The organism is Diaphorobacter ruginosibacter, from assembly GCF_014395975.1.
Classification (GTDB): domain Bacteria; phylum Pseudomonadota; class Gammaproteobacteria; order Burkholderiales; family Burkholderiaceae_C; genus Diaphorobacter_A; species Diaphorobacter_A ruginosibacter.
The window spans coordinates 4,787,439-4,806,571 of the sequence record NZ_CP060714.1 but is presented as its reverse complement, the minus strand read 5'-3'; the positions used below and the strand labels follow the sequence as shown (position 1 = coordinate 4,806,571).

9 protein-coding genes are annotated in these 19,133 nt (G+C 67.6%); 5 read left to right on the top strand and 4 right to left on the bottom strand.

The window, feature by feature from the left end; translation table 11 throughout:
* Positions 1-4: 4 nt before the first annotated feature.
* The 3 genes from H9K76_RS21620 to H9K76_RS21610 form a co-directional block, all read right to left on the bottom strand.
* Positions 5-2,050, bottom strand: coding sequence for a two-component system sensor histidine kinase NtrB (locus H9K76_RS21620; RefSeq protein ID WP_187600787.1), 2,046 nt, complete (start codon positions 2,048-2,050; stop codon positions 5-7).
* A 64-nt stretch (positions 2,051-2,114) separates the two neighbouring features.
* Positions 2,115-2,930 carry a carbon-nitrogen hydrolase family protein gene (locus H9K76_RS21615; RefSeq protein WP_187597312.1) on the bottom strand — a complete coding sequence of 272 codons (816 nt, stop codon included), beginning with the start codon at positions 2,928-2,930 and terminating at the stop codon, positions 2,115-2,117.
* Complete coding sequence (locus tag H9K76_RS21610; protein ID WP_187597311.1) at positions 2,927-7,168, bottom strand: YhdP family protein; 4,242 nt, start codon at positions 7,166-7,168, stop codon at positions 2,927-2,929. Before H9K76_RS21610 ends, H9K76_RS21615 begins: the two co-directional genes overlap by 4 nt.
* A 137-nt stretch (positions 7,169-7,305) precedes the next feature.
* On the opposite strand from H9K76_RS21610, the gene glnE reads away from it, so the two are divergent.
* The 4 genes from glnE (at position 7,306) to H9K76_RS21590 (ending at position 16,165) form a co-directional block, all read left to right on the top strand.
* A complete protein-coding gene (gene glnE / locus H9K76_RS21605) occupies positions 7,306-10,116 on the top strand; it encodes a bifunctional [glutamate--ammonia ligase]-adenylyl-L-tyrosine phosphorylase/[glutamate--ammonia-ligase] adenylyltransferase (RefSeq protein WP_187597310.1) in 2,811 nt (936 codons plus the stop codon).
* Positions 10,117-10,304: 188 nt separating this feature from the next.
* On the top strand, positions 10,305-11,786 hold the full coding sequence (locus H9K76_RS21600; protein WP_246475191.1) for an efflux transporter outer membrane subunit: 1,482 nt from the start codon (positions 10,305-10,307) through the stop codon (positions 11,784-11,786).
* A gap of 47 nt (positions 11,787-11,833) precedes the next feature.
* Complete coding sequence (locus tag H9K76_RS21595; RefSeq protein ID WP_187597309.1) at positions 11,834-13,072, top strand: efflux RND transporter periplasmic adaptor subunit; 1,239 nt, start codon at positions 11,834-11,836, stop codon at positions 13,070-13,072.
* Positions 13,073-13,084: 12 nt separating this feature from the next.
* Positions 13,085-16,165, top strand: coding sequence for an efflux RND transporter permease subunit (locus H9K76_RS21590; RefSeq protein ID WP_187597308.1), 3,081 nt, complete (start codon positions 13,085-13,087; stop codon positions 16,163-16,165).
* Positions 16,166-16,785: 620 nt separating this feature from the next.
* On the opposite strand, the gene H9K76_RS21585 is transcribed toward H9K76_RS21590, so the two are convergent.
* Positions 16,786-17,406: a glutathione S-transferase N-terminal domain-containing protein gene (locus H9K76_RS21585; RefSeq protein ID WP_187597307.1), complete on the bottom strand. Its 621-nt coding sequence runs from the start codon at positions 17,404-17,406 to the stop codon at positions 16,786-16,788.
* A gap of 223 nt (positions 17,407-17,629) precedes the next feature.
* On the opposite strand from H9K76_RS21585, the gene purB reads away from it, so the two are divergent.
* Positions 17,630-19,009 (top strand): adenylosuccinate lyase, encoded by a 1,380-nt coding sequence (gene purB / locus H9K76_RS21580; RefSeq protein WP_187597306.1) that lies wholly within the window; start codon positions 17,630-17,632, stop codon positions 19,007-19,009.
* Positions 19,010-19,133: the final 124 nt, after the last annotated feature.

Sequence of the window (19,133 nt, the reverse complement as noted above, 5' to 3'; positions counted from 1 at the left end):
CTGATCAGACTTCTGGTGGATTGGCGGGGAGAGTGAAAGTGAATACCGTACCATGGGGCTCGCGCGGCGCATGGCCCAGAAAGCCCCCGTGCTGCTCGACCACGGTACGGCACAGGCTCAGGCCCAGGCCCATGCCTTCGGCGCGGGTGGTGTAGAACGGCGTGAACAGGCGCCCGGCCACATCATCGCTGATGCCCGAGCCCAGGTCGCTCACCGAGAATTCGATCCACTTGCTCTGCGCGTTCGATGCGGCGGGACGCACGCGGATTTCCAGCACGCGCTGCGTGATGGCGGGATCGTCCATCGACTGCATGCCATTTCTCGCCAGGTTGAGCAGCACCTGCTCGACCATGGTCCGGTCGCACAGGACATCGGGCATGCCGTTCTCGATGCCGATCTGTATGTGCACGCGCAGCTTGTGTGCCTGCAGGCGGATGATGGGCAGCACCGCATCGAGCAGATCCTGCGCGGAAACCGCCTCGCGCGACTGGTCGCGGCGGCGCACGAAGTCGTGCACGCTCTTGATCACGCGGCCCGCACGCTCCGCCTGCTGGGCGATGCGCCGGATCCCCACGCGCACGTCGGCCAGGTTGTCGGGGGCCGGTGCCGCGCCCGGCGCATCGGGCTCCAGCAGATTGAGCGAACCGGTCGCATAGCTCGAGATGGCGGCCAGCGGCTGATTGAGTTCATGGCTGAGCAGCGACGCCATCTCGCCCACCGTGGCCAGGCGCGCCGTGGCCTGCAGGCGCTCCTGCGACGTGCGTGATATTTCCTCCACGCGCCGCTGTTCGCTCACATCGAGGAACGACCCCATCCAGCCCGTGTGCAGGCCCTGCGCGTTGATCAGCGGCGCCTCGTAGATCATCACCGGAAAGCGCACGCCGTCCTTGCGCATGAAGACGGATTCGTAGCCCTCGCGCGGCGGCACATGGTTGCCCGACAGGCGCACGGTCTGGCGCGCGCCGTACTCGCCCGCAAACTCCGGCGGCCAGTAGGGCAGCGGGTTGGTATGGCCGATCAGTTCGTCGGCGGTGAAGCCCACCATCTCGCAGAAAGCGGGATTCACGTAGGTGATGCGCCCGTCCAGGTCGCGCGCACGCAGGCCCGTGACCTGCGAGTCCTCCATCGCCTTGCGGAACGCCAGTGCCTCGCCGAGGTCGCGCTCCGCCCGCAAGCGCCTGCGGTTGTCCCGCACCAGCACGATCAGCACCGTGACGAGCGCGATCGACATCGCGGTCACCAGCGCCGTCAGCACGTTCGGGAACACACTGGGGGCGGCATGCCAGCTGTCCAGGCGCAGGATCAGCGTGGAGCCCGGCAGGTCGAACAACTGCTGCGCGGTGAACATGCGCGTGCCCCTGCGCATTGCACCGACCACCGCAAGCCGCGTGCCGTCGGCCTCGGTGAACGAGACCTCCTGGCCGCGCTGCAGGTTGGGCGCCACCAGGTCGACCAGCACCGTCTGCAGGGAGTAGGTGGCGACGAGAAAACCCGTCACGCGGCCGTCCGCCATCAGCGGCAGGCACAGCTCCATCATCTCCGATCCCATGCCGTTGGGCAGCGGCTGGAAGTAGCTGCTCGAGTACGAAGGTCCGCCCACGCGGCGCGCGTTGGTGCATGACAGGTTCATGTCCGAATGCAGGCTGCCGCCGTCCACCGGATCCCAGTTCAGGGGACGGAAAGGCGATTCGGCATGCGCGCGCACCTTGAGCTGCGCGTCGCGCCATTCGAGGCGCACCAGTTCACGGCGCGTATTGAGCAGGTCGGCGGCGCGGCTCTCCCAGTTCACGAGGTCGGGATCGCCCGACTGCAACAGCTGCATGGTCTGCACGTTGTGCGCAAAGGCCAGGCGGATGTCGGACACCGCATCGGCCGCATCGCGCTCCACGCGCGACTGCACCTGGCTGGCCTCGTAGCGCCCGGCCAGCCACACCAGCGTGATCAGCATGCTGGCCACGAGCACGACCAGCAGCGACCACAGCGACCAGCGACGCCATGCACTGTGCCAGCGGTGCAGCTGCCACTGCGGCACGGCGTCCCCGGCCGCCATGTCGGTGGCCGGATGGAGCGGCGGCGGCGTCACGTTGTCCATGTCATCCCGGTTGTCATTCCAGCTACAGCACGCGGTGGTCCAGCGCCGGAAGCTGCGCACGCATCTCGCGCAACTGCCTGTGAGAGAGCGTGCCCGTCACCACCCCCACTCCTTCGGCGCGCTGGGCAACCACCGTCCCCCAGGGATCGACCAGCATGCTGTGCCCCCAGGTGCGGCGGCCATTCTCATGCACGCCGCCTTGCGCCGGGGCCAGGACATAGGCCAGGTTCTCCACGGCACGCGCACGCAGCAGCATCTCCCAATGCGCGCTGCCGGTCACATGGGTGAAGGCGCTCGGCACGAGCAGCAGGTCCACGCCGGCACGGGCGTGTGCGCGGTAGAGCTCCGGAAAGCGAAGGTCATAGCACACCGACAGCCCGACGCGCCAGGCCGATCCGTCGCGTGCCGTGATGGTGAAGCCGACCGGTCGGGACCCGGGGGCAATCACGCGCGCCTCGTCGAAACGATCGGTGCCGTTGTCGTAGCGGAACAGGTGGATCTTGTCGTAGCGCGCGGCGCATTGTCCTTCGGGCGAGAAGGCCAGCGTGGTATTGAACACGTGGGCATCGTCCGGCCCGCGCAGCGGCAGCGTGCCCCCCACGACCCACAGCTTCAGCTCGCGCGCCGCGGCCGCCAGGAACTCCTGGATGCGCCCCGTGCCATAGTCTTCGCACAGCCGCAGCTTGTCGGTGTCCTTGTGGCCCATCACGCAGAAGTATTCGGGCAGCACGGCCAGCTCCGCCCCCTCCTCCGCGGCCTGCTCCAGCAATTGCCTTGCGGTGGCGAGGTTGGCGTCCAGCGATGTGCTGGAGACCATCTGTATGGCGGCTGCTTTCATTGCGTCTCTCCTGCTGTGTCGTTCGCGGTGGTCCCGCCGGTCTGGCCGGAAGCCGGGGCCCCGTTGCGTGCCGCTTCCGTGGCGGCCTTGCTGCGTTTCGTCATTTTCTCCACGCGCGGATCGGACCAGGTGCCGTCGATGCGGAATTCCTGGGTCGCTGCCTGGATCAGCGGACCGCGCAGGAACACCTGCGCAAGAAAGCTGCCCAGGCCGATCACCGGATTGATCGCGGTGGCGACGAGCGAGGCCGTCATGGCATTGATCTCGGGCACCACCACCACGTGCAGATCCTGGGTTTCGGCCTGCAGATCGGCCTTTCCTTCCATCAGCACCGCCGCATTCAGGCCCTTCATCTGCAGGTTGTTGGTGGTGGCCACGCCGCGCTCGATGCGCACGTCGCCGCGCACGAAGTCAAATGCAAAGCCTTCGCTGAATACGTCGCGGAAGTCGAGTGTGAGCCGGCGCGGAATCGACTGCAGGCTTAGCACGCTGAGCAGCTTGGCCAGCCCCGGGTCGGCCTTCAGGAACTGGCCTGCCTGCATGTCGACATGCACCTGCCCCGTCATCGACGGGTAGTCGGGCGACAGCGGCGCACCCGTCCAGGCGACCTGGCCCGTCATGCGGCCCTTGCCCCTGCGCACCACGTCGGGCATGCCGAAGCGCTTGAGAAGATCGCCGGAATCACGCACGTCGAGCTCGAAGTTCATCTCCGTCCGGCGCACGGCGCGCGCGCCGCTGCCCCCGACCAGCGCCCAGTTGCCGCTGGAGTTGAAGGTGGCCTCGGGCGTGATCAGGTTCAGGTGCGACAGCTTCCATTCGCGGCGCCCGTCGCCCGAGACCGCATTGCGTGCGCCCACTTCGATGCGCCCGAGATGGCGGCCGCGCATCTCGAAGTCCTCGACCACGATGTCGAGCGCCGGCAGGTTGCGCGGCTCGTCATCCAGCAAGTCGTCCGCGTCCCCATCGGACGCCTGCGGCAGGCGCAGCCGCTCGAGCCGCGCATGCACCAGCCCCGGCGCGGGCACGGTGTCGCTCTCGGGCCTGAATTCGATGTAGCCGCTGAGTTCATCGGCCTGGGCGTTGACCTGCCAGATGCCTCTGGGCCTCGCGATGCTGGCGTTCACGTCATGCAGCCTGCGGCCCTTCCACTCCAGCGAGCGCGCCTTGAGCGTGCCGCGTGACGGGAGGTAGCCCGATACCTTGTCGGCGTCAGCGGAGGCTTTTGCGGATGCCGCGGGCGCCAGGGGCGCAGTGGGCGCAATGGGCTCTGTTGCCGCCGAGACTCCTGCATGCGGCGGCGCAGCATCGCCCGCGAGCAGTGCAGCCCAGGCATCCACATCGACGTCGCCGAGCGTCAGGTCGGCCGCCACGCCGCTGTCGGGCAGCTTCGCCTGCTGGCCTTCGCGCAGCCCCATGGCAATCGCCCCGCGCAGCACGCGGTCCGGCTGGTCGCGTTCGGTCATCTGGCGTAGGTAGACGACCGAGCCGAGCCCGCCGACATCCACCGTGAGATGGTCCTGCAGCGCGGCCCGCGATGCCTGGCCCGCCGCCGCGGCCGCTGCACTGGCTTCCAGGGATGCCTGGGTGAGCTGGGTTTCGAAGCGCACGGCGCGCTCCCCCTGCGCCGCCTTGCCGAGCGGCGCGGGCAGGTCGAGCGCCATGCCGTCGAGCGAAGCCATGATCAGCAATTCGGGAATGCCGCGACGCACGCCCACCTGCACCGTATAGGGCGTGCTGCCGCTCGCGCGCTGCGCCAATGCGGCCAGCGGTCCGGACGGTGCGATGGCACGCAAGCCTTCGGCGGTGGCCGTTCCCTGCGCACGGATCTGCACGGGTGACTTCAACAGGGCCTGCGGCTGCGGCAACGAGCGCATGCCACCCTCGAGCTTCACGTCGCCGCCCATCGCCTTGCCCTGCAGGCCGACCAGCGAGAAGCCCGATTCGGAAAACTGCACGGAACCCTGGGCCTGCGTGACCTGCGGGACCTCCGGCATGAACTGGATGTCGTTGCCCGCCAGCTTCACGCTGCCCTGCACGCGGGATTGCGCGATGTGGTCGATGGGCAGGCTGAGCTGCAACTTGAGGTCCGCCGGCCCGGTGGCGACGACCTCGTCGAGCGCGTGGTCGATGAGCTGCGCGATGTGCGACTTCGACACCAGCGCCAGCATGTCGGCCAGCGGACCGCGTGCGTCGGCATCGACGCCCACCACCGGATGGTCGAGGTCCGGGATCTGCGCATTCGCGCTGCGCAGCCTGACCTGCGCATTGCCGCCGAGCGTGCCGCTGGCATTCCTGATCTGCATGCTGGACCGATCGAACACCAGTTCGCCCGCGAGGGCCGTGAGGGGCGGCCAGGGCCACTCACCGGCCGGCTGCAACGCGGGAGGAACATAGGTGTAGTTGACGTTCTTCACCTGCGCCGCGATGTGGAACTCGCCCTGTTCGGGCTTGCTGAAGGGGAAGTCGTGCAGGTCGCCCTTCACGCGGAACTGCGCATGGGTCACGGCGCCGGCCTGGACGGCATCACGCACGTAGTGCCGCGTATGCTCAGGAATGCCGAGCGGCAGATAGCGGTGCACGCGCGCACCGTCCGCGCGTGCGAATGAGCCCGAGAGCGTGAGCACGCCCGGGAAGCGCGAGCCCGAGGACGACTTGCGCGCATCGGCGGTCCGCCATGCGATCTTCGCCTCGCCCGCCGCGTCGGCGTTCGCGAAACGCAGGTGCGGCGCATCGACTTGGATGCGCTCGCCGTCGATCTGCCAGTTCACCGTGGTCGACAGCTGCTGCATCGGAATGACCGGCTCCTCGAATACCCCCGGAAACGCCAGCGCACCGTTGGCGATCGAGAGTTCGGCGCTGCCGCCCGCCTGGGTGAGCGAGAACTGCACGCGTGCGCCCTGCACGCCGGGAAGGTGCGATGCGGGCGCGCCGCCCGCCTGCGCGCCCGGCATGGACAGCGCGAGATCCTGCACCAGCCCGCTGGCCTGGTACTGCCTGGGCGCATCGAGCGGCCCGGTCCACTTCGCTTCGAGATGGCTCAGCATGCCGCGTGGCGCCGCCCTGAGCAGTTCCTCATGCAGCTTCTCGCCGAGCGGCAGCCGGCTGGCGATCTGCGCGAGCGCCTCCAGATTGACCTGGCTGGCACGCAGCTCGCCATGCTCCCCCGCCGGATTGGCGCTGCCCTTTCCCAGTTGCGTGAGAAACAGAGTCGAGGAGGGCCAGTGCCTGCCGTCGTCAGTGGAGAACTCCAGGTTCTGGACGCTGGCCTCGAACCCATTGGCGAGCTGCTGGAAACCGAGGCGCCCCTTCACCGACGTGAGCGACAGCGGTTCAAGCCGCTCACCCAGTGTGGCGCGCACCTGCGACAGCGCCACGTCGGCCACACCGCCAACCACCACGCCGCGCCGCACGTCCGCCCAGGCGCGCACGGCACCGTGGCCCTCGCTGACCCGGAGTGCTCCCAGGTCGGCATATTGATGAAGGCGCGACACGTCCCCGCTTGGCAGATCGGCATGGATCTGGCCGCTCCAGGCCTTGAAATTGCCGCTTCGCACCGACCAGATCGGCTCGCGGAAGTTGGCCCGCAGGCTGAAACGCTCGCCCCAGCCTTCGGGCGGGGTGGCGTCAAGCCGCATGCTGTGACGCCACGCGCCGTTGCGCACCACCAGGTTCACGTCGCGCAGCGCCAGTGGCGGAGCGCCGCGCAGCTCGTCGGTCCAGCGCACCTGGCCGTGCAGGATGGCGATCTCGCTCTGCGAGAAAAGCCAGTCGCCGGCCTGGGTGTCGTCGCCTGCGCCGTCCTTGAGGTGGATGCCCGCGATGAACACATTGCCCTCGGCGTCGCGCCGGACGTCGAGCTCGGGGCCCTTGAGGTAGAGCTGTTCGAAACCCAGGTGCAGCAGCGAGCGCGGCGAGATCGCCGCCACCACCTGCGGAAGGCGCAATGCCTCACGGCCTCTGGGGTCAAGCAACTGGACATCGGTGAGCTCCAGCGTGGGAATCAGCCCCTCGCTGCGCGCGGACAATCCGCCGATCACCACGGGTACCCCCAAGGCTTTCCCGACTTGGGTTTGTACCTGCTGACGGAATTCTCCGATACGCGGCACAATCAGGCCGTGCAGCAAGCCCCAGGCGACAGCCACCAGAAGCCAGAAAGCGAGCAGCAGCCAAAGCAACCATCGCGCAAGTCCTGCGAAAAGTTTCAGCAGGCGTGAGGGATGGGAAGGCTGCTCGGTCATGGCGTAAGGCAAGTGATATGGGAATTATGACCCGCCCCGTCTCCTGAGGTTCTGTACAGATGGTGTCGTGATGTACGGCCTTTCCCACGGGATCGGCCGCTCCCACGCTCTGACAGTGCGCCATGCGCCAGCCTGACATGCAGAAGCCTTCCTCAGATCCGATTTCCATCGATGGCAACCGCCATCTCGCTGAACATTCGCGTTTCTTCCAGCGCCTGCACCGGCGCTATGAAGCCGAGATGTCCCTGCTGCCGCCTGGCGTGCCCACGCGGGAGTCCATGGGCCAGACCTGCGACGCGCTGCTCGCACGCGGGCACGACCTCGGAGCCGCGCTGCGCATCCTGCGCCAGCTGGTCATGGAGCGGCTGATCCATCTCGATTGCGAATGCAACGCCTCCCTCGAGGACATCACCCTGCCCGTCACGCACCTGGCCGAACTGGCGCTGGATCGCGCCTGCATCGCGGCGCGTGCCGACCTGGACACCCGCCACGGCGCGCCGCGCGGCCCGCAGGGCGAGCCGGTGCAGTTGTGGGTGATCGGCATGGGCAAGCTCGGCGCACGCGAACTCAACGTGTCGAGCGACATCGACCTCATCTACGTCTACGAGCACGACGGCGAGACCGAGGGGCTGCCCGACGGGCGCGGCAAGCTCTCCAATCACGAGTATTTCGCGCGCGCGGTGAAGGCCATCTACGGGCTGGTCGGTGATACCACGGAACACGGCTTCGTGTTCCGCGTCGATCTCGCATTGCGCCCCAATGGCAACTCCGGCCCTCCGGCGGTCTCGCTGTCGGCGCTGGAAGACTACCTGCAGGTGCATGGCCGCGAATGGGAGCGCTTCGCCTGGCTCAAGAGCCGCGTGGTGGCACCCCTTGCCTGCACGAGCACCCCCAACGTGCAGGCGCTGCGCGGCGTGGTGCTGCCCTTCGTGTTCCGCCGCTACCTGGACTACAGCGTGTTCGATGCGCTGCGTTCGCTGCACCGCCAGATCCGTGACCACGCCTCCAAGCGCAGCGCGGGCCATCCCGAACGCGCGAACGACGTGAAGCTCTCGCGTGGCGGTATTCGCGAGATCGAGTTCACCGTGCAACTGCTGCAGGTCGTGCGCGGCGGCCAGTTCCCCGAACTGCGCTGCCGCCCCACGCTCGAGGCGCTGCAGCGCCTTGCCCGCGCGGGACTCATGCCGCAGGAGACGGCCGACGCGCTCGCCAGAGCCTATGTCTTCCTGCGCAAGGTGGAGCACCGCATCCAGTACCTGGACGACCAGCAGACCCACGTGCTGCCGACCTCGGACGAGGACCTGTGCTGGATCGGCCAGACCATGGGCGTCGAGTGCAGCGACTTCCTGAAGGAACTGGACACGCACCGCGAACTGGTGGCCCAGGAGTTCGACACGCTGCTCGGCGGCGAAGGCCAGAAGAAGAAATGCTCGGGAGGCTGCGGCGGGCCGCGCGCCGCCGGTGCGCAAGCCCCCGCGCCGGAGCTCGACACCCTGATCGAACAGTTGCCGCCGAAGATGCGCGACCGCGTGGCCGAATGGGCCAGGAATCCGCGCGTGCAGTCGCTGCGCGACGAGGCCCGTGCCCGCCTGTTCCGAGTGGTGCAGCGCACCGCGCGCTGGGTGGCCGAGGGCTCCATCGAGGAAGCGGCCGCCGTGCGCCTGGTGGAATGGCTGGAGCCGCTGCTGCGCCGCGAAAGCTACCTGGCCCTGCTGCTGGAGCGCCCCTCCGTCCACGAACACCTGCTGCACCTGCTCGGCACCGCCAAATGGCCCGCGCGCTACATGCTGCAGCACCCCGGCGTGATCGACGAGCTGGCCAGCGATGCACTGATGTCCGAGCGTTTCGTGCCGGCCGATTTCGAGCACGAACTCGAACTGCGGCTGGCCGCGCTGCGCTCGACCGGCGAGGACGACGACGAGAACCTGCTGAACCTGCTGCGCCGTGCGCACCATGCGGAGACCTTCCGCACCCTGGCGCGCGACGTGGAGCACCGCATCACCGTCGAGCAGGTGGCAGACGACCTGTCGGCGCTGGCCGACTGCGTGCTGCGCGTGACGGCACGCTGGTGCTGGGCGCGCCTCAAGAACCGGCACCGCAAGACGCCGCAGTTCGCCATCATCGGCTACGGCAAGCTCGGCGGCAAGGAGCTGGGCTATGGCAGCGACCTCGATATCGTCTTCGTCTTCGACGATGACGACGAGAACGCCTCGGAGATCTACGCCGCCTTCGTGCGCAAGCTGATCAACTGGCTGGCGGTGAAGACGGGCGAAGGCGACCTGTTCGAAATCGATACCGCGCTGCGCCCCAACGGCAATTCGGGCCTGCTGATCACCAGCTTCAAGTCGTATGCCGACTACCAGACCCAGCGCGGAAGCAACACCGCATGGACCTGGGAGCACCAGGCCATGACACGCGCGCGCTTCGTGCTCGGCACCGAGGATCTGGTGCCGCTCGATGAACACGGCCGTGCGATCACCGAGGACGAACCCCATGGCGGCCTGCATCTGCGCGATCGCTTCGACGCGGTGCGCGAGGCCGTGATCACCGCGCCGCGCGACTCCGTGGCGCTGCAGGAGGAGATCGTCACCATGCGCGAGCGTGTGCGCAGCGCACACCCGGTGCCGGCCCATACGTTCGATGTGAAGCACAGCCACGGCGGCATGGTGGATGCCGAATTCGCCGTGCAATACTTGGTGCTGTCGCAATCCGCGGCGCACCCCGGGCTGCGCAACAACGTCGGCAACATCGCTCTTTTGCAACGAGCGGAAACGGCGGGACTGCTGCCCTCCGGCGTCGGCACCGCCGCCGCGAACGCCTACCGCGTGCTGCGCCAGGTGCAGCACCGCGCGCGCCTCAACGAAGAGCCGACGCGCGTCGGCATGGACGAGCTGACGGTGGAGCGCTCGGCCATCCTCGACCTCTGGAAAGCGGTTTTCCGCGCCTGAATCCGCTGCTGCGCGGCCTGCACGCAGCCCTGCGACGACGACCTCCCCACTCCCCCCGGGTGGGTGGCATGGTCGTGGGCGTTCATGCTCTAATGCGGCAGCCTCGCTATCACTGATCACGCGCCGGACACCGTCGCCGTGCTGCGTGCGACAGGCCTTTTCCCGGCCTCCTCACCAATGCGCATTTCATGATGTTCTCCTTCATGCCGCCGATTCACTGGCCGCGCCTGGCCCTGACCGCCCTGCCCCTCGTGCTGGCGGCCTGCGCCGCGCCGCGTCCGCCTGCACAAACGGAGCCGGCAGCGCCCGCCCGCTGGAATGCGCCACTGCCTCAGGTGTCACTGCCGCATGGCGGCAGCGTCGCGGGCCTTGAGCGCTGGTGGGATGCACAGGGCGACGCACTGCTTGCGGAGCTGATCCGCGAGGCCCAGCGCGCCAGCCCCTCCGTCGCCCAGGCCCAGTCGCGCTTCGAGCAGGCCCGGGCCACCCAGGTGGCAGCACGTTCGGCGCTGCTGCCCTCGCTCGATGCGCAGGCCAGCGCCAGCCGCGGGTTCAATCAACAGGCGGCAGGCCTTGCCAATACCGCGCAGATCGGCGTGCAGGCCGGCTGGGAAATCGACCTGTTCGGCAAGAACCGGGCCGCCAACGATGCGGCGCTGGAGCGCCTGTCCGGCGCGCGTGCGCAATGGCATGACGCCCGTGTTTCCGTCGCCGCCGAAGTGGCGCTGCAGTACACCGGCTGGCGCCACTGCGTGAAGCAGGCATCGGTGCTGCAGGGCGATGCGGCCTCGCGCGGCGAAACGGCCAGACTCTCGCGCGACAGCGAACGTGCGGGCTTCACGGCCCCGGCCAACGCCGCCCTGGCCGATGCCAGCTTCGCCGATGGCAAGGTGCGCGCGGCGCAGCAGCAGCTGCAGTGCGACATCGGCATCAAGACGCTGGTGGCGCTCACCGGACACGATGAGGCCGACCTGCGCACGCGGCTGGGTGCCACGCCGGGCACGGCGCTGCCCGAGCAGCTCTTCCAGGTGCAGAGCATTCCCGCAGAAGCCATCGCACAGCGGCCCGACGTGTTCGCCGCGGAGCGCGAAGTGGCGGCCGCCAGCGCGGAGGTGGGAAGCGCCGAGGCCGACCGCTACCCCGGGCTGTCGCTCAGCGGCTCCATCGGCCGCATGTATGTGGGCACCGACGGCCTGAGCGGCAGCAGCAATATCTGGACGATCGGCCCGGTGGCCGTGTCGCTGCCGCTGTTCGACGGGGGCCGGCGCGCGGCGCAGGTCACTGCCGCCAAGGCACGCTACGATGCCGCCGCCGTGGCCTATCGCGGACAGGTGCGCCAGGCGGTCAGCGAGGTCGAGCAGGCCCTTGCCCAGCTGGCCAGCACCGGCGAGCGCCGCTCGGACGCGCAGCGCGCGGCCGACGGCTACAAGCGCTCGCTCACGGCCACCGAGGCCTTGTGGCGCGGTGGCCTGGCGAGCCAGCTCGATCTCGAGAACACGCGCCGCACCGCCCTGGCATCCGAGCTCGCGCTGGTCCAGCTCGAGCAGGAACGCGTCGCCGCCTGGATACGGCTCTACCGGGCCGTCGGCGGGGGCTGGGAGCCGAATGCGCCCGATCCCGAAAGCAGCCTCACGAGCACCGGTGCGGCCGCGCCCACGGCCATGCCATGACCCGACACCTGAAAAGCGTTCAACCTTCGACCGGATTCCTACCTGCCATGTCGCGCTTTCCCTTGCTGAACAACCTCCCATCCCTCCATCGCCCCGCCCTCAACCATCGCTCCGTGGTGGTACTCGCCGTGCTGTGCGCACTGGGCGCAGCGGGCGCGCTCCTCCCCGGCACGGACTCCCGTGCCGCCTCCGAGGCAGCCCCCGGAGCAGCCGCCAACGGAGCCAGCAGCGCTGCAAGCGGCGCATCCCGCCCCGCGGAGATGCGTCCCGCGCTCACGGTCAGCGTGGTGCGGCCCGGTGGTGCCGATATCTCCGCCACGCTCCCGGCCAACGGCAATGTCGCCGCGTGGCAGGAAGCGAGCATCGGCGCGGAAAGCAACGGCCTGCGCCTGACCGACGTGCGCGTGAACGTGGGCGACGCCGTGAAGGCGGGCCAGGTGCTGGCCACGTTCGCGGCAGACACCGTGCAGGCCGACGTGGCCCAGGCCCGCGCCAACCTGATGGAAGCGCAGGCGAGCGCCGCGGAGTCGCTGGCGAATGCCGAGCGCGCACGCACGCTGAGCCAGTCGGGCGCACTGAGCGCGCAGCAGATCCAGCAGTACACCACGGCCGCGCAGACCGGTCAGGCGCGCGTCGAAGCGGCAAAGGCCATGCTCAACGCACAGCAACTGCGCATGAAGCACACGCAGGTACTGGCACCCGACAGCGGCGTGATCTCCGCGCGCACCGCCACCGTGGGCGCCGTCGTCGGCGCGGGCACCGAACTGTTCCGCATGGTGCGCAAGGGCCGGCTCGAATGGCGCGCCGAAGTGGCATCGAGCGAGCTCCCCCGCATCAAGGTGGGCAGCGTGGTGAGTGTCACCGCGGCCAGCGGCGCCCAGGTGCAGGGCAAGGTGCGCACGATCGCACCCACGGTCGATGCGCAGACGCGCAACGCCATCGTCTATGTCGACCTGCCCGCCCACGCGGACATCCGCGCGGGCATGTTCGCGCGCGGTGAGTTCGCGCTCGGCCAGCGCAAGGCGATCACTGTGCCGTCCTCCGCCATCGTGGTGCGCGACGGCTTCAGCAGCGTGTTCGAGGTGGGCCAGGACGGGCATGTGCGCATGGTGCGCGTGCAGACCGGACAGCGCACCGGCGACGTCGTCGAGATCACCTCGGGCCTCGCCGCAACCGCCTCCGTGGTCGCTCGCGGCGGGGCGTTCCTCAACGATGGCGACCTGGTGCGCGTGCAGGCTGCACCGCCTGCACAAGCTGCATCGACGCCCCAGGGCCAGACCCGGTAAAGGACCAGAGCGATGAATCTTTCCGCATGGTCCATCCGCAATCCGATCCCGGCCGCGATGATCTTCGTGCTGCTGACGCTGGCCGGCCTGCTCTCGTTCCGGGCGATGAAGGTGCAGAACTTCCCCGACATGGATCTGCCCGTCGTCATGGTCACCGCCTCGCTGCCCGGCGCAGCGCCCGGCCAGCTTGAAAGCGATGTGGCGCGCAAGATCGAGAACGCGATCGCCACCACGCAGGGGCTCAAGCACATCACCACCACGTTGACCGACGGCACGGCCACCATTTCGGCCGAATACCGCCTGGAAAAGCCCGTTCAGGAGGCCGTGGACGACGTGCGCTCGGCCGTCTCGCGCGTGCGTGCCGACATGCCGGCCGACCTGCGCGACCCGATCGTCAACAAGCTCGAATTCTCGTCCCAGCCGATCCTCGCGTTCGCCATCTCCTCGAGCCGCATGGACGACGAACAGCTCTCCTGGTTCGTGGACGATGCGCTCACGCGCCGCCTGCTCGCGGTGACGGGCGTGGGCGCCGTGAGCCGCGTGGGCGGCGTGATGCGCGAGGTGCGCGTGGCGCTCGATCCCTCGCGCATGCTGGCGCTGGGGGCCACGGCCGCCGACGTATCGCGCCAGTTGCGCGCCACGCAACTCGAAAGCGCGGGCGGACGCGCCGAGCTGGGAGGCGCTGAGCAGCCGCTGCGCACCATCGCCACGGTGCAGACGGCCGAACAGATCGCCGCCATCGACATCGTGCTCGCGGGCGGCCGCCATATCCGCCTCGATCAGATCGCCACCGTCACCGACACCACCGCCGAGCAACGCACGGCGGCCTTTCTCGACGACAAGCCCGTGATCGGCTTCGAAGTCTCGCGCGCCCGCGGCGCGAGCGAGGTGGAAGTGGGTGCGGGCGTGCAGCGCGTGCTCGACCAACTGCAGGCCGAGCGCCCGGACCTGAAGCTCACGCGCACCGTCGACTTCGTGGTGATCGCACAGGACGAGTACGACAGCTCGATGCGCCTGCTCTACGAGGGCGCGATCCTCGCCGTCATCGTCGTGTGGCTGTTCCTGCGCGACTGGCGCGCGACCATCGTGTCGGCGGTGGCGCTGCCCCTGTCGGTGATCCCGGCATTCATCGGCATGAACCTGCTGGGCTTCTCGATCAACATCATCACGCTGCTCGCGCTGTCGCTCGTCGTCGGCATCCTGGTGGATGACGCGATCGTGGAGGTGGAGAACATCGTGCGCCACCTGCGCATGGGCAAGACGCCCTACCAGGCCGCAATGGAGGCCGCCGACGAGATCGGTCTCGCGGTGATCGCCACCACGTTCACGCTGATCGCGGTGTTCCTGCCCACGGCCTTCATGAGCGGCATCGCGGGACGCTTCTTCAAGCAGTTCGGCTGGACCGCGGCGCTCGCGGTGTTCGCCTCGCTCGTGGTCGCGCGGCTGCTGACGCCGATGATGGCGGCCTACCTGCTCAAGCCGCTGCTCGGGCAGGAGAAGGAGCCGCGCTGGCTCGGTGCCTACATGCGTGCATCCACGTGGTGCCTCAAGCACCGCGTGCTCACCCTGCTGGCGGCACTGCTGTTCTTCATCGGCTCGCTCGCGCTGATTCCGCTGCTGCCCTCGGGCTTCATTCCGCCGGATGACAACGAGCAGACACAGGTGACGCTGGAGCTGCCTCCCGGCACCAAGCTGCCCGAGACCCGCCAGCTGGTCGCGCAGGCCACCGAGCGTGCGCTGAAGATCGCGCACGTGGACAGCGTCTACGCCACGATTGGCGGCGGTTCGGCGGGTGCCGACCCGTTCGCGGGCAACGCCGCCGCCGATCCGCGCAAGGCCACGCTCACGCTGCGCCTGGGCCTGCGCAGCGAGCGGCCGCGCAAGCAGGCGATCGAGCAGCAGTTGCGCACGGCCATGCAGGACCTGCCCGGCGTACGCGTGAAGATCGGCCTGGGCGGCTCGAACGACCGCTACATCCTGGCGCTTGCCAGCGAGGATCCCCAGGCATTGAGCGCCGCAGCACAGGCCGTGGAGCGCGATCTGCGCACGATTCCCGGCATCGGCGGCATCAGCTCGACAGCGAGCCTCGTGCGCCCGGAGATCGCCGTGCGCCCCGATTTCGCGCGCGCCGCCGACCTGGGTGTGAGCACCAGCGCAATGGCCGAGACCCTGCGCGTGGCGACCGTCGGCGACTACGACCAGTACCTGCCCAAGCTCAATCTGGCCCAGCGCCAGATTCCCATCGTCGTGCGCCTCGACGACGCGGCACGCGAGGACCTGTCCGTGCTCGAGCGCCTGAACGTGCCCGGTGCCCACGGCCCGGTGCGGCTGGGCGAGGTGGCCACGCTCGAGCTGGCCGGGGGGCCGGCGGTGATCAACCGATATGACCGCTCGCGCAACGTCAATTTCGAGATCGAACTGGGTTCGCGCGGCCTCGGCGAAGTGCAGGAGGCCGTGCGCCAGCTCGCCTCCGTACAGAGCCTGCCCGCCAGCGTCCGGCTCATCGACATCGGCGACGCGGAAATGATGGGCGAACTGTTCGCGAGCTTCGGCCTGGCCATGCTGACCGGGGTGATCTGCATCTACATCGTGCTGGTGTTGCTGTTCAAGGATTTCCTGCAGCCCGTGACGATCCTGATGGCGTTGCCGCTGTCCCTGGGCGGCGCCTTCGTTGCGCTGCTGCTGGCAGGAAAGAGCTTTTCCATGCCGTCCCTGATCGGCCTGATCATGCTGATGGGCATTGCCACGAAGAACTCGATCCTGCTGGTGGAATATGCGATCGTCGCGCGCCGCGACCACGGCATGAGCCGTCTCGATGCGCTGCTCGATGCCTGCCACAAGCGCGCCCGCCCGATCATCATGACCACGCTCGCGATGGGTGCCGGCATGCTGCCGATCGCGCTGGCGCTGGGCGATGCCGACATGAGCTTCCGCTCGCCCATGGCCACTGCGGTGATCGGCGGCCTGATCACATCCACCGTGCTGAGCCTGCTGGTGATTCCGTCGGTGTTCACCTATATCGACGATTTCGAGCACTGGCTGCTGCGCAAGCTGCGGCGCGACAAGCACGCAGCGGCATCGCGGCAGGCATGAGGACGGCAGGGCCGCCCGCCTCTCCGGTGTGGCGGCCGCTGTCGCCTCCCGTGCGTACCCATCGCCCATGATTGTGAACAATTCTGTACCGCTCTGAGCATCTGCGATGTTCGAGCCGTTGGCTGACAGGCCGACTATTGCATCCAGATGAATTTTCCATAACTATTCCACCAGCCGTTCGAAGCTCCCGGACCGGCCTGCGACGCGCATCCAAAGACCGCGTCCTTCGCAGGGAAACCAGGCGAAAGGCAGATGCCGGTAACCGCTTTTTGCAAGGGCTTGGGAGCCCTGCGGAGCAGCTCGCAGTAGTTACATTTTTTTGTGAAAATTGGATGGAACTTCCGTGATTTGGCCTTACTCTATATGCATGACCTGTTCATTTAAGTGAATAAATCATTGGATAGATGACAGAATAGTTTTGTAGTTGCGAAGCCTTTCAGACATCGCGTTTGACTGGAAATCCTGAAGCGCTTCTCCTCCCTCCCTCTCTTATTTCGTTTCGGGACGCTTCGCGACTTTTTTCTCCCCAAAAACAAAGAGCGCCTTCATGGCGCTCTTTGTTTTTGGGGAACGGACTTTGCAAATTTGCCCATCGCCCCGTCGGGGACTGGGCGGGACGTTCAGGCCGCCGGTGGCTGGGTATCCACGAAACTCGGACGCAGCGCCAGCTTGTCGTGCAGGCGGGCGAGATTGGGATAGTCGTCCCGCCACTCGATTTCCGGGAAACGGAAGGCCAGCCACCCCAGGGCGCACCCCACGGCAATGTCCGACAGGCTCAGATGAATGCCGCTGCAGTAGGGCTTCTCTCCCAGGCCCTGGCTCATGGCAGACAGTCCCGAGCGGATCTTGCCGAACTGGCGGTCGATCCAGGCCTGCGAGCGCTCCGACTCCTTGCGATGCTGCCAGGTGACCTCCATGCGCGCCAGCACGCCCGCATCGATCACGCCGTCGGCCAGCGCCTCCCAGGTCTTGACCTCGGCGCGCTCACGGCCGGTGGAGGGAATGAGCTTGCCCACGGGGGAAAGTGTGTCCAGATATTCGACGATCACACGGGAATCGAACACGGCTTCGCCCCCCTCCATCACGAGGCACGGCACCTTGCCCAGCGGATTCGACGCGCTGACCTGGCTGTCATCGGCCCACGGCGACTCCTCGGCGAACCGGTAGTCCAGCTTTTTCTCGGCCATCACGATGCGCACCTTGCGCACATAGGGGCTAGTCGAGGATCCGATGAGTTTCATGGTCTAACTTTCGCTATCACTATCAGTAATAGTCGCTTATTTAATTCAGGGACAAACTGATTCTAGGGCCAGTTGGCGGGCCGCCCCGTTCCACCCGGTGGCCGTAGGTGCAAACCACATGCACCGCGCCGGGTGTTCGTCCACTGGCAGCAACACATGGCGGGCAGCCCGCGCAAACCCATGGGCAAGAGCTTTTGGGCCGCGCGACCTACAATAGAGGGCTATGAGCCTGTCCACGATCACCGCCCTCTCCCCCCTTGACGGCCGCTACGCCGCCAAGCTCGCAGACCTTCGCCCCATCATGAGCGAGCATGGCTACATGCAGCGCCGCGTGCAGGTGGAAATCACCTGGTTCATCGCCCTGTCCGATGCCGGATTCGCCGAATTCAAGCCCCTGTCGGCCGGCGCGCGCAGCTACCTGCACAGCCTCGTGAGCAATTTCTCCGAAGCCGACTCGGCTGCCATCAAGGAGATCGAGAAGACCACGAACCACGACGTGAAGGCGGTCGAGTACTGGATCAAGTCCCAATTCGAGGCGCGTCCCGAGCTGCAGAAGGCCGCCGAATTCGTGCATTTCGCCTGCACCAGCGAAGACATCAACAACACCAGCCATGCGCTGCAGTTGCGCGCGGGCCGTGACCAGGTCGTGCTGCCGACGCTGGACCGCATCCAGCTCAAGCTGCGCGAGATGGCCCGCCAGTTCGCCGACGTGCCGATGCTCAGCCGCACGCACGGCCAGACCGCCAGCCCCACCACCGTCGGCAAGGAAATCGCCAACGTGGTGATGCGCCTGCAGAACGCCTGCGACCGCATCAGCGGCGTGAAGATCCTCGGCAAGATGAACGGCGCCGTGGGCAACTACAACGCCCACCTCTCCGCCTGGCCCGACTTCGACTGGGAAGCCTTCAGCAGGAAGGTCATCGAGGCGCACGAGCCCGAGGGCCTGGGCATCACGTTCCAGCCGTACTCGATCCAGATCGAGCCGCACGACTACATGGCCGAGCTGTTCGATGCCGTGGCGCGCACCAACACCATCCTGATCGACCTCTCGCGCGACATCTGGGGCTACGTGAGCCTGGGCTACTTCAAGCAGAAGCTCAAGGCGGGCGAAATCGGCTCCTCGACCATGCCGCACAAGGTCAATCCGATCGACTTCGAAAACGCCGAGGGCAACCTGGGCCTGGCGAACGCGCTGCTGCGCCACCTCTCGGACAAGCTGCCGATCAGCCGCTGGCAGCGCGACCTGACCGACAGCACCGTGCTGCGCAACATCGGCGTGGCGCTGGGCTACGCCGTGCTCGCGTACAACTCGCTGCTGACCGGCCTGAACAAGCTGGAGCTCAACGAGGAAGCGCTGGCCGAAGACCTCGACAACAGCTGGGAAGTCCTGGCCGAGCCCATCCAGACCGTGATGCGCCGCTACGGCGTGGCCGGCGCCTATGAAAAGCTCAAGGAAGTCACACGCGGCAAGACCGTGACGGCCGAGGCGCTGCACGCCCTGATCCGGTCCCTGGACATTCCCCAGGCCGACAAGGATCGCCTGCTGGCCATGACGCCGGGCAGTTACACGGGCAAGGCGGCAGAGCTGGCCAAGCGGGTCTGATGAAGAGGGGTGGCGATTCTCAGAACGCCGCTCCCTCTCCCGTACCCGCCAGCCGGAGCGAGCCTGCGAAGCGCAGCGGGCATATGGGCTCCCACCACCCAACGATTCACCGATCAAAGCCAAC